The following is a 15,749-nucleotide window of genomic DNA, read 5'->3' on the forward strand; positions in this document are numbered from 1 at the left end:
AGCGGCATCGAGATGGCCGAGGCGTATCTGTACGACAAGAAGCGCGTCCTCCCCGCCGCCGCCGAGCTGAACGGCGAGTATGGGGTCAGCGGCCTGTATGTCGGCGTGCCGATCGTGATCGGCGCGGGCGGCGTCGAAAAGGTGATCGAGGTCGAGCTGACCGACACGGCCAAGGCGAACCTCGTCGTCTCGGTCGATGCGGTGAAGGAGTTGCTGGTCGCCTGCAAGGGCATCGACCCGAGCCTGGAGGGGTAAGGTGGCCGACCGCGATCCTCATATCGGGACTCGGCGAAATTATGCCGGGTATGATGAGGATTTCGCCGCGTGGGTGGACGCGCAAGCGCTGCTTCTTCGGGAAGGCCGCTTTGGCGAACTCGATCTTGATAATTTAATCGATGAAGTCGAGGGTGTGGGGAAGAGCGAGTTCCGATCTTTCTATCACGCGATTGAGTTGATCCTGCTTCATATGGTGAAGTGGGATTATCAGATTGAGCGACAGGGTCGAAGTTGGCGAACCACGATCAACACGCAACGTGATGAAGTTTTGCAACTGCTGAAAGAGAATCCCAGTTACAAGTCGCGCATAGATGAAGCGATTGTGTGCGCTTACGGTCCTGTGCCGTCGATGGTTGAGACAGCGACCACCATTCCTGTAGAGCGTTTGCCGAAAGTGTGCCCATATACCTGGGATGAGATCATGAGCCGCCAACATAATCTCAATCCTGATCGGCAACGGCCGAACTGACCCACTCACAACGAAAGCCTGCTTGCGTATGAGCATCCTCGTCAACCGCGACACCCGCGTCATCACGCAAGGCATGACCGGCGAGACCGGCAGTTTTCACACCCGCGCGGCGCTGGAGTACGGCACGCGGATGGTGGGCGGGGTCACGCCGGGCAAGGGCGGGACCACGCATCTGGACCTGCCCGTCTACGACACCGTCGCCGAGGCGGTGGCGAGGACGGGGGCGACCGCCAGCGTGATCTACGTGCCGCCGCCCTTTGCCGCCGACTCGATCCTGGAGGCGATCGACTCCCAGGTGCCGCTGATCGTGACGATCACCGAAGGGATCCCGGTGCTCGACATGGTCCGCGTCAAGCGCGCGCTGTCGGGTAGCAAGTCGCGGCTGATCGGGCCCAACTGCCCGGGCGTGCTGACGCCGGGCGAGTGCAAGATCGGGATCATGCCCGGCTCGATCTTCAAGACGGGGTCGGTCGGGGTCGTGTCGCGTTCTGGGACGCTGACCTACGAGGCGGTGTTCCAGACGTCCAACGCGGGGCTGGGCCAGACTACCGCGGTCGGGATCGGCGGCGATCCGGTCAATGGCACGAACTTCATCGACGTGCTCGAGCTGTTCCTGGCCGACGACGCGACGGAGTCGATCATCATGATCGGCGAGATCGGCGGCTCGGCGGAGGAGGAGGCGGCGCAGTTCCTGCGCGACGAGGCGGCGCGGGGCCGCTTCAAGCCGATGGCGGGGTTCATCGCGGGCCGCACGGCGCCCCCGGGCCGGCGGATGGGCCATGCGGGCGCGATCGTGAGCGGAGGCCAGGGCGGTGCCGAGGACAAGATCGCGGCGATGGAGGCGGCCGGCATCAGGGTCGCCGCCAGCCCGTCCGAACTCGGATCGACCCTGCTCGACGTGCTGAAGGGTTAACGATCTCCCTCTCCCCTCGGGGAGAGGGTCGGGGAGAGGGGGCGAGCCGCAGGCTCGCGCGGAGCTACGCTCCGAAACACCCCTCTCCCAGCTACGACTAGGACCGCGCAAAGGGCGCGGCCCAAGTCTTCGAGGGCCCTCTCCCCTGAAGGGAGAGGGAGGAGTGACAAGATGGGCTACGAAGGCCAGGATTTCTCGGACATCGCGGCAGGCGTCAGCCCGGCGTTCGTCGACACGCTCTACGCGAAATTCCGCAGCAGCCCCGACAGCGTCGAGCCTGCCTGGCGGACATTCTTCGCCGGGCTTGAGGGCGCGGTCGCGGGACCTAGCTGGGGCAACCCCGCCTGGCCGCTATCCGCGACGGACGACCTGACGGCGGCGCTCGATCCGACCCAGATGGAGCCCGCGCCCAAGCCGTCGAAGGCCAAGCCCACTTCGAGCGTAGTCGAGAAAGCCCCGGCCCCGTCCGAAGCCGAGATCGTCCGCGCCGCCGGCGACGCGATCCGCGCGCAGATCCTGATCCGCACCTACCGAGTCCGGGGACACCTCGCCGCGAACCTCGACCCGCTCGGCCTCATCAAGCGCGACATGCCGCTCGAACTCCAGACCGCCTATCACGGCTTCTGCGACGCCGACCTCGACCGCCGCGTCTACCTTGGCGGCACGATGGGGTTCGAATGGGCGACCGTGCGTGAGCTCGTCGATACGCTCCGCGCCAACTATTGCGGCAATGTCGGCCTAGAATACATGCACATCGCCGACCTGGAGGAGCGCGCGTTCCTTCAGGAGCGGATGGAAGGCAAGGACAAGGGTGCCGACTTCACGCCCGAGGGCAAAAAGGCGATCCTCAACAAGGTGATCGAGGCCGAGCAGTGGGAGCGGTTCCTCGGCCGTAAATATGTCGGCACCAAGCGCTTCGGCCTGGACGGCGGCGAGTCTATGATCCCAGCGCTGGAATCCGTCATCAAATATGGCGGCCAGATGGGCGTCAGCGAGATCGTGTTCGGCATGGCCCACCGCGGCCGGCTGAACGTCCTCGCCAACGTCATGGCCAAGCCCCTCCGCGTCATCTTTCACGAGTTCGCGGGCGGGTCGGCGAACCCCGAACAGGTCGGTGGGTCGGGCGATGTCAAATACCATCTCGGCACCTCGACGGACCGCGAGTTCGACGGGCACAAGGTCCACCTCTCGCTCGTCGCCAACCCGTCGCATCTCGAAGCCGCCGACCCCGTCGTGCTCGGCAAGTGCCGCGCGATCCAGACGATCGCGAACGACCTGACCGACCATTCGCGCTCGCTCCCTGTCCTGATCCACGGCGACGCGGCGTTCGCGGGGCAGGGGATCGTGTGGGAGTGCTTCGGCTTTTCCGGCATCCGCGGCTACAACACCGGCGGCTGCGTCCACTTCGTGATCAACAACCAGATCGGCTTCACGACCTCGCCCCAGTTCGCGCGGTCCTCGCCCTATTCGTCCGACGTGGCCAAGGGCGTCCAGGCGCCGATCTTCCACGTCAACGGCGACGATCCCGAGGCGGTGACCTTCGCGACCAAGATGGCGATGGAGTTCCGCCAGCGCTTCCACCGCGACATCGTCATCGACATGTGGTGCTACCGCCGATTCGGCCATAACGAGGGCGACGAGCCGAGCTTCACCCAGCCGCTGATGTACAAGGCGATCAAGGACCACCCGCCCGTCAGCGAGGTCTATGGCCGCCGCCTCGTGTCCGAGGGCGTGGTCGACCAGGCATGGATCGACGAGAACATTCGCCAGTTCACCGAACGCGCGGAAGGCGAGTTCGAGGCGGGCGCATCCTACAAGCCCAACCGCGCCGACTGGTTCGCGGGCCGCTGGTCGGGCCTGGGTGCGCCGGGCGACGCGGAGGGTTCGCGCCGCACGCCCGAGACGGGGCTGGAGCCCAAGCTGTTCGACGCGCTCGGCCGCACGCTGACGGCGATCCCCGACCACCTGACCGTCCACAAGACGCTCGCCCGCGTGCTCGACGCCAAGCGCCAGATGTTCACGAGCGGCCAGGGCTTCGACTGGGCGACCGGCGAGGCGCTGGCGTTCGGCGCGCTGCTGGCCGAAGGCTACGGCGTCCGCCTGTCGGGCCAGGATTCGGGCCGCGGCACCTTCAGCCAGCGCCATGCGGTGTGGGTCGACCAGACCGACGAGCATAAATACGTGCCGCTCTCGACGATCGAGCATGGCCGGTTCGAGGTGTTGGACAGTCCGCTTAGCGAATACGGCGTGCTCGGCTTCGAGTATGGCTACGCGCTCGCCGACCCCAAGACCCTGGTATTGTGGGAGGCGCAGTTCGGCGATTTCGTCAACGGCGCGCAAATCATGATCGACCAGTTCATCGCCTCGGGCGAGTCGAAATGGCTTCGCGCCAACGGCCTCGTGATGCTGCTCCCCCACGGTTACGAAGGGCAAGGACCGGAACATTCGTCCGCCCGCCCCGAGCGGTTCCTGCAAATGTGCGCGCAGGACAACATGCAGGTGGCCAACGTCACGACGCCCGCCAACTATTTCCACCTGCTCCGCCGCCAGATGCACCGCAGCTTCCGCAAGCCGCTGGTGCTGATGACGCCCAAGTCGCTGCTTCGCCACAAGCTCGCGGTGTCGCGGACCGACGACTTCATCGGCACCACGCATTTCAAGCGCATCCTGTCCGACCCGAACGGCGCGGCCGACGCGGAGACGCGCCGCCTGGTGCTGTGCTCGGGCAAGCTGTTCTACGATCTGTTCGAGGCGCGCGAGGCGGCGGGCGATACGACGACGCAGATCGTCCGGCTGGAGCAGCTCTACCCGTTCCCGACCGATGCGCTCGCCGCCCGCGTCGCGCGCATGTCCGCGCTCGAGGAGGTGATCTGGGCGCAGGAAGAGCCGCGCAACAACGGCTACTGGACCTTCGTCGAGCCGTTGATCGAGGAGGCGCTCGCCCAGGCGAATGCCCCCGTGAAGCGCGCGCGCTATGCGGGCCGCAATGCCGCCGCCTCGCCCGCGACCGGGCTGATGAAGCGCCACCAGACCGAGCAGGGCGCGCTGGTCGCCGACGCGCTCGGCCATAACGTCCGCGAGGAGATCCGCCGCACCCGCGCCGGCGAAATCGCGACCACTACGCAAAAGGCCGGCGAAGCCGCCGGTTGAGGAAGCAATATCATGGCAACCGAAGTTCTCGTTCCCACGCTTGGTGAGTCGATCACCGAGGCGACGCTCGGCGAATGGCTGAAGAAGCCCGGCGACGCCGTCCGCGCCGACGAGCCGATCGCGTCGCTCGAAACCGACAAAGTGTCGGTCGAGGTGCCGTCGCCCGTCGCGGGCGTCATGGGCGCGCATGCGGTCGCGGTCGGCGACACGGTTCAGGTCGGCGCGATGATCGCGACCGTTGATGCGGGCGGGGCGGCCCCGGCGCAGGCCGCCGCGCCGCAACCGGCGGTCACGCAGGCGCCGCAGGCGGCTGCCACCACGCCCGAGCCGACAGGCGACGGACCGGCCGCGCTCTCGCCATCGGTGCGCCGCGCGGTGCTGGAACACGGCGTCGATCCCGCCGGGGTGAAGGGTACCGGCAAGGACGGGCGGATCACAAAGGAGGATGTGGAGGCGGCGGCCCAGGCCAAGCCGGCGGTCGTGGCTCCTGCGCCCGCCGTCGCGAACGCGTCGTCGGACGGGGGCGACGCCCCCGCCGGCCGGGCCGCCGTCGGGCGTCGGGAAGAGCGCGTTCGCATGACGCGTCTTCGCCAGACAATCGCCAAGCGCCTGAAGCACGCGCAAGATACGGCGGCCATGCTGACGACGTTCAACGACGTTGACATGACCGCCGTCATGGAGGCCCGCACCAAGTACAAGGATCTGTTCGAGAAGAAGCACGGCGTCCGCCTCGGCTTCATGGGCTTCTTCGTGAAGGCCGCGTGCATGGCGCTCAAGGACGTGCCCAGCGTCAACGCCTCGATCGACGGCGACGACATCGTTTATCACGATTACGCCGATATCTCGGTCGCGGTCTCGTCGCCCGGCGGCCTCGTCGTCCCCGTGATCCGCGACGCCGACCGCATGAGCGTGGCGCAGGTCGAAAAGCAGATCGGCGATTACGGCCGCCGCGCCAAGGACGGCACGCTCAAGATGGACGAGATGCGGGGCGGCACCTTCACCATCTCGAACGGCGGCGTGTTCGGGTCGCTCATGTCCACGCCCATCATCAACCCGCCCCAGTCGGCGGTCCTCGGCCTCCACCGCATCGACGAGCGCCCGGTCGTGCTGAACGGCCAGATCGTGGCGCGCCCGATGATGTACCTCGCGCTGTCCTACGACCACCGCCTGATCGACGGCCGCGAGGCGGTGACGTTCCTCGTCGCGCTCAAGAATGCTATCGAGGATCCGACGCGGATACTGATCGACTTGTGAGGAGCGGCGGCATGGACTGGCGGGAGCATATCTACTCGAACCCGGAAATCGGCTTCGGCAAACCGATCTTTCGCGGTACGCGCTTCAAGGTCGAATTCGTCTTGAAGCTTATGGCAGCTGGCTGGACGGCGGAACAAATGGCCGACGAATATCCGGGCATTGAACCTCAGCACCTGCGCGCGGCGGCGGCATTCGCCGTCGATATGATGAAGGACGAGGAGTATGTCGCGATCGGACAGGCTAAAGCCGCTTGAAGTTCTTGCTCGACGTTCACATCAGCCGACAGGTTGCGCGTGCTCTGTCGGATCAAGGCCACGACATATTGCGCGCCGCCGAGCTGCATTCGGAACTGTCGGACAAGCAACTTCTAGCTTTGGCGGTGGCGGAAGCACGAGTGATCGTGACCGAGGACAGCGACTTCTCCGACTTGGTGTACGCGTTCGCCGCGCCTTCACCGCCCGCTATCATCTACTTGCGGTGTGAGCCGAAAGACCAGGGATCAATGCCTGATCGCATCCTGCAAGCCCTCGCATCCGCCAGCTTCGATCGCCATATGGTGGTGATCAAGGCGTCCCATACGCGCTATCGCCCATTACCGGATACGAGCAACGACAATGGCTGAATACGACTACGATGTCCTCGTCATCGGCGCCGGTCCCGGCGGCTATGTCGCCGCGATCCGCGCGGCGCAGCTGGGGCTGCGCACCGCTTGCGCGGAGGCGCGCGAGACGCTCGGGGGCACGTGCCTCAATGTCGGCTGCATCCCGTCCAAGGCGCTGCTGCACGCGTCCGAACTGTATCAGGAAGCCGCGTCGGGGCACCTGACCAAGTTCGGCGTCGAGTTCTCGGGCGTCACGCTCAACCTCGACCAGATGCACGCGGAGAAGGCCAAGGCGGTCAAGGAATTGACCGGCGGGATCGAGTTCCTGTTCAAGAAGAACAAGGTGACGTGGCTGAAGGGCCGCGCCGCGTTCCAGGACGCGAACACGCTCACCATAGGCGACCGGACCGTCACCGCTGAGAACGTCGTTATCGCCACCGGCTCGTCCGTCACCTCGCTCCAGGGGCTCGAGATCGACCAGAAGGTCGTCGTCGACTCGACGGGCGCGCTGGCGCTGCCCGAGGTGCCCGAGCATCTGGTCGTGATCGGCGGCGGCGTGATCGGGATGGAGCTGGGCTCGGTCTGGCGTCGCCTTGGCGCGAAGGTAACCGTGGTCGAGTATCTCGACCAGATCCTGCCCGGCTTCGACGAGGAGGTCCGCCGCGAGTCGGCCAAGATCTTCAAGAAGCAGGGTTTCGAGCTGCGCACCTCGACCAAGGTGACGGGCGTCACCGTCGAGGGTGACCGCGCCGCCGTCCGGATCGAACCGGCCGCCGGCGGGGAGGGCGAGACGCTCCAGGCGGACGCCGTGCTGGTCGCGGTCGGTCGCCGCCCCAACCTCGACGGCCTGAATCTGGAAGCCGCGGGCGTCCAGCTCAACGAGCGCGGGCAGGTCGGGATCGACCATGACTTCCGCACCAACGTGGCGAATGTCTGGGCGATCGGCGACGTCGCGCCTGGCCTGATGCTCGCGCACAAGGCCGAGGACGAGGGCGTCGCGGTGGCGGAGAACATTGCCGGGCATACGGGCATCGTCAATCACGACGTGATCCCGAGCGTGGTCTACACCAACCCCGAGATCGCGGGCGTCGGCCTGTCGGAGGAAGTTGCCGCCGCCCGGACCGAGATCAAGGTCGGCAAGTTCCCCTTCGCCGCCAACAGCCGCGCCAAGACCAACCGCGACACCGACGGCTTCGTGAAGATCATCGCCGACGCCAAGTCGGACCGGGTGCTGGGAGTCTGGATCGTCTCGTCGCTGGCGGGCACGATGATCGCGCAGGCCGCCCAGGCGATGGAGTTCGGGGCCACGTCGGAGGACATCGCGCTCACCTGCCACGCCCACCCGACGCATTCGGAGGCGATGAAGGAGGCGGCGATGGCGGTGCAGGGCAAGGCCATCCACATCTAGCGTAGCTAAATGTGATTACTGGGCTTGCCCCGGCCTGCGCGGCCAGCAGCCGCGACCGACGAGTCGCGGCCATTGCCCGTGTATTCACATTATGCTCTGCAAGATATCCGAATGTCCGATCGAAGCAGCCTTTACGTTTGCAAAACGGTAGTCACCGTGCTTCGCTACCGATCCAATTGCTTGCTGATCGCGTCGTAAAGCGTACGCTACCGTTCGACCTAGGTAGGAGGCTGCAATGCAGATTTCAGGAAACACCTTGGCCCGTGCGGCTGGGGTTACCGCTCCACGAGGCGCGACGACTTCCGCCGACGCCGTCGTGATCGAGGCATGGCGTACGAGGACCTTGACGGATGGGACCAAGCTCGATCTTGGGCGCACCGAGAAGGAGCAAGGCTTCGTAGTTCGCGACGACGGCTTATTTCCTATATCCTTCAAGCGTTCCGGGACGCAGGTCTGCGATGATGGCAGCCGAAGGCTGGCCAACGTGATCGACATCAAGAACATCCTGCCTCACTCCGGCGGGCACACCCACCCACTCGGTCGGACGGGCGATGTTTCGGGTCTGCCCGGACCCGAGGACGGCCGCTTGGCGGCCGTTACCGATCGGCCGGCTTATGTCATCAGCAAACGGGGTGCGTTCGCGATCGAGCAGACTGGTGGCGGCTTCGAGGTTCGTCAGATCGCTGGGAAACCACTGACGCCCGCAGAGCAAGGTGAAGTCGGTCGCACCGTGGCGCAGTGGAACAGCAACAGTGGCGGCAGCGGCGTACGATGCACCTTCGTTGCTCATTGATCGTAGCCTTGTTGGTCGCCGGTTGTCAGGCCCATCCGACCATCCTAATCGGCAGCGCGCGGATTGACGCAGACGATGCTCGAGCATTTCCCGCCTGTATGGATTATCAAGCGTGCCGCTTGACCGGAGTCGTCTTCACCAGGCGGTCGGCGGGAAACCGGACGGCGGCGACCTTGACCGGACGAGGGGGCGGGTGCGTACCCTTGCTGCTCGACGACAAGCAGTATGCCGCGATCAGCCGCGCTTCGGGACGAGAGGTGATCGTGGAGGGCGCAGCGTTGGTGCGCCTTGTCGACGGTCCCCCGGAAACGCTCGGCGTCTCCTATTTCGATCGCTTCCTCGCGACGGGCGTTTGCGCCGGTCAGCGACTGGTCCTCTACGTCACCAAGGTGAATTAGCGTCGATCGACCGGCGGATCGCGGTCGGGCCGTCATCACCTACCGAGGCTGTTGAAAAACTCGGGCTGTGATAGATAACTGCGCTCTCTTGTAAGCTCTGAACGAATAAGCTTATTGGAACGAAATGCTTGTGCGTCGATCGGATGTGAGAAGCCCGATTATAACACTGAGCTTGTAAGAGCCGAGTTTTTCAACAGTCTCGACCGCTTCTCCCATGGCACGGATAGCAGGACCGCGTCTAGGCGATGTTGCCCGCGCGTGCAAACGGAGGCAACGCACATCCATGCCCCTCCGTCGCCCGCTCGCCCGAGTCCATGTCTGGCTCGCCTGGATCGTCGGGGTGCCGCTGCTGATCTGGACCGCGACCGGCTTGTGGATGGTCGCGCGCCCGATCGAGGAGGTGAGGGGCACCGCCCTGCGCGCGCCCGCGCCGGCGCTTCCCCGGATCGGCCCACTCGTCGCGCCGACCGGCCGTCCGCTCAAGTCGCTCGCGCTGGAGGCGCAGGGCGGCCGCGCGGTCTGGATCGCCGCCTTTTCCGACGGCGGCGCGGCGCGCGCGGACCCGGCGACCGGCCGCTGGCTGCCCGGCTTAAACAAGGCGGAAGCGCGCACGCTAGCCCGCGCCGGCCTGCTCCGTCCCGCCGCCGTCCGCGCCGTTACGCGTACACCCGCCGACCGTCCGCCGATCGATCTGCGCCGCCCCCGCCCCGCCTGGGCCGTCACCTTCGCGGACGGCGCGCGCATCTATCTCGATGCGGATACGGGCGCGCTGCTGGCGCTGCGCACCGATCAATGGCGGCTGTTCGACTGGATGTGGGGCCTGCACATCATGGATTTGCGCGGGCGCGAGGACACCAGCCACCCGGTCCTGATCGGGTCCGCCGCGCTCGCGCTGCTGGCGGTGCTGCTCGGCCTCCTGCTCCTGCCCTTCAGCACGCGCCGCCGGTGACGGACGCTCCGGGAGAAGAGCGGGCGGAACTGGAGGCGCGCTGGCTCCACCTGACGCGCGCCGCGCTGCCCGCCGTCGCGACCGCGCGCCGCTGGCCCGTCCGCCTCGATCATTGCTTCCAGCGCATCCTGCTCGACGCGGCCTGCGGCGGCCGCTGGTACGACCACATCCCGGGTCGCCCCGCCTATCGCCGGTGCGACCACGCCGTGCTCGCCCGCGCGGTCGCACTCGGCGAGGCGGTTCTGGCGGGGGAGGGCGACCTGCACGCCCTCAATCGCCGCTCGTTGGGCTGGCGGGACAAGTCACGGTAACGCCCAGCGTACCGGCAAGACGGCGAAACGGCGCTCGGCTTCGGTCGCCGACGCGGGCTCGAACCGGGCACTGTTCATAAGGATCATGCAGGTCGTCTTGTCGAGCGTCGCGGATCCCGCGCTCCGCACGGTGCGGCAGGTCGATGGTTTTCCCGTCCGGTCGACGGTCACGAGGGCGACCGTTCGGCCCTGCTCGCGCGCCCGGATCGCAGCTTCGGGATAGGCATAGTAGGTGAAGTACTGCGCCGGACTGGTCCCATCCCTGAACCGGGCTACCGCGCCCGGTTCCGCGCCCCAGCTGCGCAGCAGCTTGTCGCTGCAGATCTTGGCGGCGGCGAGCGGCTTGTCCATCGCGCCTAGCGCGATCGCAAAGGGCGGCTCGCCGCCGAGTTCCATCGACAGCGATGTCGCGGTGGGCAGCGCATCCCAGAACTCCTGCCCGGTCGCGAACCGGCCGCCGCGTCGGCCGTCGCTCAGTGGCCCGACCGCGAACCGCGCCTCGAACCGCGCACCTGACGGGCGCAGCACGACCGCGCCCTCGCCCCGTTGCACGCCCTTGCGCACGCTTGCGGGCATCATCAGCAGGACCTCGCCAAGCGATCCCGTCGGCGACGGCTGGAACGCAAAGGTGACGGGTGCGGCCGTCGGGCCGAACGACCGCGATACCGTGCAGTCGCCCTCCCCATACTGCACGATCCATTTACCCGCAGGCGGCAGCGCGTCCGGCGTCACGGCTTGCGCGGCGAGCGCCGCCATCATCGATATGGTCCAGTCCATACGGCAAGTCCCCCGACGTGTCCGCGAACGTCATAACTCCCGGCGACGAACGCTCAAGCCCGGCATCGTTGATCCAACGCCGCTCAGCGCGCGCCCAGCGTCAAGGCCCGCAGCACCTCGCGCGCGAGGCCCTCGTCGAAGCGACAGCCGGTCAGCCCGTCCGCGCTCCACACCACCGTCGCCGCGATCGGCAGCCCGCCGGCCAGCCGCACCCACACCCGGTCGCCCGCCCTATGCTCGCCCGCCCCATGCTCGCCCGTCCCGTGCTCGCCTGTCGACGCGATGCGGCAGCCGTATGCGGACAGATCGCTCAGCACAGCGGTCACCGGCGCGGCCGCGTGCTGGCGGACGGTCGCGTCGGTGATCGAGACGAGCATGCGCGGCGTCGCCCGCTGTTCCAGGCTGGCCGGCTCCGCGCTGACATACCGGCTTGCTCTCGACGCCATCGACCCCGTCCTCCCCCGACCGACCTAACGCGCGAACCGTTAACGGCTCGTCGCCTCCCCGTGGCGGACCATGACGCGTTCGCGGCGGCGCGCAACAGCGGCGCGCCGATGTCTCCGGCGACGACCGTCCGCCGGCCCCGCGCGCGCCCTCACATCGCGGGCAGATCGCCGACCGGCTGGACCACGACGAAGCTTGCGGCGGAGAGCACCGTCCCGGGCGTCAGCATCGCGAACAGCACGCCCGCGCCCGCGCCCGATCCGTCGGCGTCGTACAGCAGCCGGCCGGTGGCCTGGTCGTAGACGAGCCGGTCGTCGGCGTCCTGCGCGGCCGTGCCCAGCACGAAACGGTCGGCGGCGACGGCCGTCGTCACCTCCGCCAGGCCTCGAAAGATCCCTGCGTCCAGGCCGATGCGGTCCTCGCCCGAGAAGTCCCGGATCGTGTCGACGTTGCCCGCCGTGGGTGCTGTGGTGAAGGCGAACACGTCCGCGCCGCCCAGGCCGATCAGCACGTCGTCGCCCCCGCGCCCGTCCAGCACGTTGCCCGCGCCGTTGCCGACCACCGTCTGCCCGAACTCGTTGCCGCGCAGCGTATAGGCCGACGCGGCGTCCGCGGCCGAGCCGTCCACCGCCGCCAGCCCCTCGATCTCGGTGCCCGAGCGAAGCTGGTAACTGGCGCCCGCGAACACCACGTCGTTGCCCTGGCCCGCGGTCTCGCGCACGACGTCGCGCTGGCCGAACACGCCGTAGGTGTCGTTCCCCGCCAGCCCGATCAGCGTGTCGGGCAACGCCTGCCCATCGCCGCCGCGCCCGTTCAGGATGTTGTCGCCGAAATTGCCCGCGATCACCTGGGACGCGCCGTTGCCCACCAGATAGATCGGATCGGTCCCCGCCTGCTCGGACGCGGACAGATATTCGACCGACGCCGCGCCGAACAGGAAGTAGCTCGTGCCCGACGCATACACCGTGTCGAACCCGCCCGTATCGTCGATCACGTCCCCGGTCGCGAACACGCGGTAGGTGTCGTCGCCCAAGCCTCCCACCATCGTATCCACGCCACCCCCGCCACCCGAGGACAGGATGTTCGCGCCGTCGTTCCCCTCGATCCGCTGCGAAACCTCGTTCCCGCCGAGTTGATCGGGGCGCTGCCTGCCGCGGCGCGAAGCAACTCGACCGACGCGTCGGAATTTAGGAGGTAGCTACCCGTGGAGACCTCAAGCGTGTCAAAACCGCCGCCGGCGCGCTCGATCATTATGTCGCCGACCTCATCGACGACGAGCAGGTCGTCACCCGCACCGCCCGCAAGCGTGTCCGCGCCCGTTCCGCCCGACAATGTGTCGCGCCCGTCACCACCCTCGATGACGTCGTTCCCGCCCAGCCCCACAATCTGGTCGTCCCCCGCCCCGCCCGTCAACGTGTCGTCGCCCGCCGTGCCGGTCCGTAAGGTCGCGGGGACATCGCGGCGTACCGTTAAGCCGAAGGCGCCGTTCGGTCCGGGCCCAAAAGAGCCAATCAGCGCGGACGCGCCGCCCGCGAGCGTCAACGTGGCGTCTGCTGCGCCGTCGCCATCGCCGTCGATCTGTAAGAATGTCCGCGCCGTAGCGGTCTCGTAGCGGACCTCGCCGACCCTCCCGGAGAATCGCGCGCCCCCAATGAACCAGTCGACGGCGAGATTGAAAGAGTCAATCGCCGCCTCGCGGGTAGAAAGAAAGATGCTGTCGTCTGAAGTAAAGTCGGTGATAGTGGCTCCATCCAGCGCCCTCGCCGCCGCAAACGACTCGTAGGAGTCCGCTCCGTCCCCTCCCGTTAAATCGTCTTTCTGGCCCGTGCGGTCGGAAAATGAAGCATGGACGAAGCTGTCGTTGAGCGCGCCGCCAATAAAGCGGTCCACCCCGCCGGTGTCCACGAACGCGATCCGCGCGTCCGCCCCGGCCGCATTGACGTCCAATCCCACGGCACCGCCATTTTCAACCGTGATCGACTCGAACCCGCGTAGATCGTAGATTTCTGCGCCGTTCTGCATGCCGACCAGGCGGTCGTCCGATCGCTGCAACGTCACCGCGCCCCGCGCGCCGTCGGGAAGCACTACTACGCTATCGAAGCCGAGCCCGCCGTCCGCCGTCAACCTGCCCAGATTGCCGTATACGTAATCGCTCGCGGCCGTTCCGATAAACCGGTCGTCGCCGCCGCCCAATGTAAAACTGAATCGAGTACCCGTTGCGGCGGCGTGGCTGCTCGCGTCCACCGTATCGCCGAACGCGCCGGTCCGGCGAAAGTCAAAACGTACGAACTCGATGCCGGCGAACCGTGTGTCGAACAATCCGCCCGCTTCGCGCACTCGATCCTGCTCGATCAGGTAAGTGCGCGGGCCTGTCGGTTGCGCGAAGGTGGAGGCGTCACCGAGCGTGAACTCAAGCGCATCGAACCCGCCGCCGCCGCCGTCCACGCGATCGACTCCCCCGCTGCCGTTGATGCGGTCGGCTCCCGCATCCGCCGAGATTGCGTCGTCGCCCGCCGTGCCGTCCAGCGTGTCATTGCCGCTCGTGCCGATGATGGTGGCCATTTTGATCCAGCTCCCGTGCTCAGCCGCTCCTCCGCGGTCGCTCCCCGCGCTTCTTTTTCCGACGGGCGGCCCCGCCGTCAAGCGGTGGGTGTGTTATAAGCGGGACGGGACAGTGGTTTAGACCAAGGTAGACCGATAGGACGTTCGTTCCTCGCATCCTTTGCCGCGCGCGCCTATCTCATTTACCCTCGCTTCCCTCCTGGAACAGAAGTAGAACGACGTCCATGCTGACCACCATTTCCGTCCGCGGCGCGCGCGAGCACAATCTCAAGGATGTCGATGTCGACATTCCCCGCGACACGCTGACGGTGATCACCGGGCTGTCGGGGTCGGGCAAGTCCTCGCTCGCCTTCGACACCATCTACGCCGAGGGCCAGCGCCGCTATGTCGAGAGCCTGTCGGCCTATGCGCGCCAGTTCCTGGAGCTGATGCAGAAGCCCGACGTCGACCATATCGAGGGGCTCAGCCCCGCCATCTCGATCGAACAGAAGACCACCAGCCGCAACCCGCGATCGACCGTCGCGACCGTCACCGAGATCTACGATTACATGCGCCTGCTCTGGGCGCGCGTCGGCGTGCCCTACAGCCCCGCGACCGGCCTCCCCATCGCCGCGCAGACCGTCAGCCAGATGGTCGACCGCGTCATGACCCTGCCCGAGGGCACGCGGCTGTACCTCCTCGCCCCCGTCGTGCGCGGCCGCAAGGGCGAGTTCCGCAAGGAGTTCGCGGAGTGGCAGCGCCTCGGCTTTACGCGGGTGCGCGTCAACGGCGACATGCACGACATCGAGGACGCGCCCGCGCTCGACAAGAAGTACAAGCACGATATCGAGATCGTCGTCGACCGCCTCGTCATCCGCCCCAAGGACGACGACAACTCCATCGCCACGCGCCTGGCCGACAGCTTCGAGAGCGCGCTCAAGCTCGCCGACGGCTTGGCGTATATCGACCCCGCCGACCCTGTCGAGCCGCATACCCCCACCTCGGTCGTGCTCGGCGACCACGCCCCCCCGGGCCGCATCGTCTTTTCCGAGAAGTTCGCCTGCCCCGTCTCGGGCTTCACCATCGCCGAGATCGAGCCGCGGCTGTTCTCCTTCAACGCACCCCAAGGCGCGTGCCCAGCCTGCGACGGCCTGGGCGAGAAGATGCTGTTCGACGAGGACCTCGTCGTCCCCAACCACGACCTGACGATCAAGAAGGGCGCGGTCGTCCCCTGGGCCAAGTCCAACCCGCCGTCGCCCTATTACATGCAGGTGCTGGGCAGCCTGGCGCGCGCTTACGGCTTTACGCTCGACACACCCTGGCGCGACCTGGCGCTGGAGGACCAGCAGGTCATCCTCCACGGCACCCGCGGCAAGCCCGTCACGCTGACCTTCATCGACGGCAAGAAGAGCTACGACGTCAAGAAGCCGTTCGAGGGCGTGATCGGCAACCTCAACCGCCGCCT

At 67.0% G+C, this 15,749-nt stretch carries 15 protein-coding genes and 2 pseudogenes; 13 read left to right on the forward strand and 4 right to left on the reverse strand.

What is annotated here, in order from left to right:
* From ACFE7F_RS14160 to ACFE7F_RS14215, 12 genes and pseudogenes are all read left to right on the forward strand, one after another.
* Window positions 1–255: pseudogene (locus tag ACFE7F_RS14160) on the forward strand (malate dehydrogenase); the annotation flags it as partial.
* Window position 256: 1 nt separating this feature from the next.
* The gene (locus tag ACFE7F_RS14165) at window positions 257–745 is read left to right on the forward strand and encodes a DUF29 domain-containing protein (RefSeq protein ID WP_375404500.1); all 489 of its coding nucleotides are present in this window, start codon (window positions 257–259) and stop codon (window positions 743–745) included.
* A 28-nt stretch (window positions 746–773) separates the two neighbouring features.
* Window positions 774–1,658: a succinate--CoA ligase subunit alpha gene (sucD, locus tag ACFE7F_RS14170; RefSeq protein ID WP_375404514.1), complete on the forward strand. Its 885-nt coding sequence runs from the start codon at window positions 774–776 to the stop codon at window positions 1,656–1,658.
* A 171-nt stretch (window positions 1,659–1,829) separates the two neighbouring features.
* Window positions 1,830–4,808 carry a 2-oxoglutarate dehydrogenase E1 component gene (locus ACFE7F_RS14175; RefSeq protein WP_375404501.1) on the forward strand — a complete coding sequence of 993 codons (2,979 nt, stop codon included), beginning with the start codon at window positions 1,830–1,832 and terminating at the stop codon, window positions 4,806–4,808.
* A 12-nt stretch (window positions 4,809–4,820) separates the two neighbouring features.
* The gene (gene odhB, locus ACFE7F_RS14180; RefSeq protein ID WP_375404502.1) at window positions 4,821–6,062 is read left to right on the forward strand and encodes a 2-oxoglutarate dehydrogenase complex dihydrolipoyllysine-residue succinyltransferase; all 1,242 of its coding nucleotides are present in this window, start codon (window positions 4,821–4,823) and stop codon (window positions 6,060–6,062) included.
* An 11-nt stretch (window positions 6,063–6,073) separates the two neighbouring features.
* Window positions 6,074–6,316, forward strand: a complete 243-nt coding sequence (locus tag ACFE7F_RS14185) for a DUF433 domain-containing protein (protein ID WP_375404503.1) — start codon at window positions 6,074–6,076, stop codon at window positions 6,314–6,316.
* Window positions 6,313–6,684, forward strand: coding sequence for a DUF5615 family PIN-like protein (locus ACFE7F_RS14190; RefSeq protein ID WP_375404504.1), 372 nt, complete (start codon window positions 6,313–6,315; stop codon window positions 6,682–6,684). Before ACFE7F_RS14185 ends, ACFE7F_RS14190 begins: the two co-directional genes overlap by 4 nt.
* Window positions 6,677–8,071 (forward strand): dihydrolipoyl dehydrogenase, encoded by a 1,395-nt coding sequence (gene lpdA, locus ACFE7F_RS14195; RefSeq protein WP_375404505.1) that lies wholly within the window; start codon window positions 6,677–6,679, stop codon window positions 8,069–8,071. The genes ACFE7F_RS14190 and lpdA overlap by 8 nt, the downstream gene beginning before the upstream one ends.
* 235 nt (window positions 8,072–8,306) lie before the next feature.
* Window positions 8,307–8,864, forward strand: coding sequence for a hypothetical protein (locus ACFE7F_RS14200; RefSeq protein ID WP_375404506.1), 558 nt, complete (start codon window positions 8,307–8,309; stop codon window positions 8,862–8,864).
* 119 nt (window positions 8,865–8,983) lie between these two features.
* On the forward strand, window positions 8,984–9,262 hold the full coding sequence (locus ACFE7F_RS14205) for a hypothetical protein (RefSeq protein ID WP_375404507.1): 279 nt from the start codon (window positions 8,984–8,986) through the stop codon (window positions 9,260–9,262).
* A gap of 283 nt (window positions 9,263–9,545) precedes the next feature.
* A complete protein-coding gene (locus ACFE7F_RS14210; RefSeq protein WP_375404508.1) occupies window positions 9,546–10,211 on the forward strand; it encodes a PepSY domain-containing protein in 666 nt (221 codons plus the stop codon).
* Window positions 10,208–10,522, forward strand: a complete 315-nt coding sequence (locus ACFE7F_RS14215; RefSeq protein WP_375404509.1) for a GCN5-related N-acetyltransferase — start codon at window positions 10,208–10,210, stop codon at window positions 10,520–10,522. Before ACFE7F_RS14210 ends, ACFE7F_RS14215 begins: the two co-directional genes overlap by 4 nt.
* Here ACFE7F_RS14215 and ACFE7F_RS14220 read toward each other — a convergent pair.
* The 4 genes from ACFE7F_RS14220 to ACFE7F_RS14235 form a co-directional block, all read right to left on the reverse strand.
* The gene (locus ACFE7F_RS14220) at window positions 10,514–11,299 is read right to left on the reverse strand and encodes an energy transducer TonB (protein ID WP_375404510.1); all 786 of its coding nucleotides are present in this window, start codon (window positions 11,297–11,299) and stop codon (window positions 10,514–10,516) included. The genes ACFE7F_RS14215 and ACFE7F_RS14220 overlap by 9 nt on opposite strands.
* A gap of 83 nt (window positions 11,300–11,382) precedes the next feature.
* Window positions 11,383–11,745, reverse strand: coding sequence for a PilZ domain-containing protein (locus tag ACFE7F_RS14225; protein WP_375404511.1), 363 nt, complete (start codon window positions 11,743–11,745; stop codon window positions 11,383–11,385).
* Between the two features lie 149 nt (window positions 11,746–11,894).
* Window positions 11,895–12,776 carry a hypothetical protein gene (locus ACFE7F_RS14230; RefSeq protein ID WP_375404512.1) on the reverse strand — a complete coding sequence of 294 codons (882 nt, stop codon included), beginning with the start codon at window positions 12,774–12,776 and terminating at the stop codon, window positions 11,895–11,897.
* Complete coding sequence (locus tag ACFE7F_RS14235; protein ID WP_375404513.1) at window positions 12,734–14,305, reverse strand: calcium-binding protein; 1,572 nt, start codon at window positions 14,303–14,305, stop codon at window positions 12,734–12,736. Before ACFE7F_RS14235 ends, ACFE7F_RS14230 begins: the two co-directional genes overlap by 43 nt.
* 224 nt (window positions 14,306–14,529) lie before the next feature.
* Between ACFE7F_RS14235 and ACFE7F_RS14240 the strand changes: the two are divergent.
* Window positions 14,530–15,749: pseudogene (locus ACFE7F_RS14240) on the forward strand (excinuclease ABC subunit A); the annotation flags it as partial.

It is taken from the genome of uncultured Sphingomonas sp., assembly GCF_964235535.1.
Taxonomy (GTDB): Bacteria; Pseudomonadota; Alphaproteobacteria; order Sphingomonadales; family Sphingomonadaceae; genus Sphingomonas.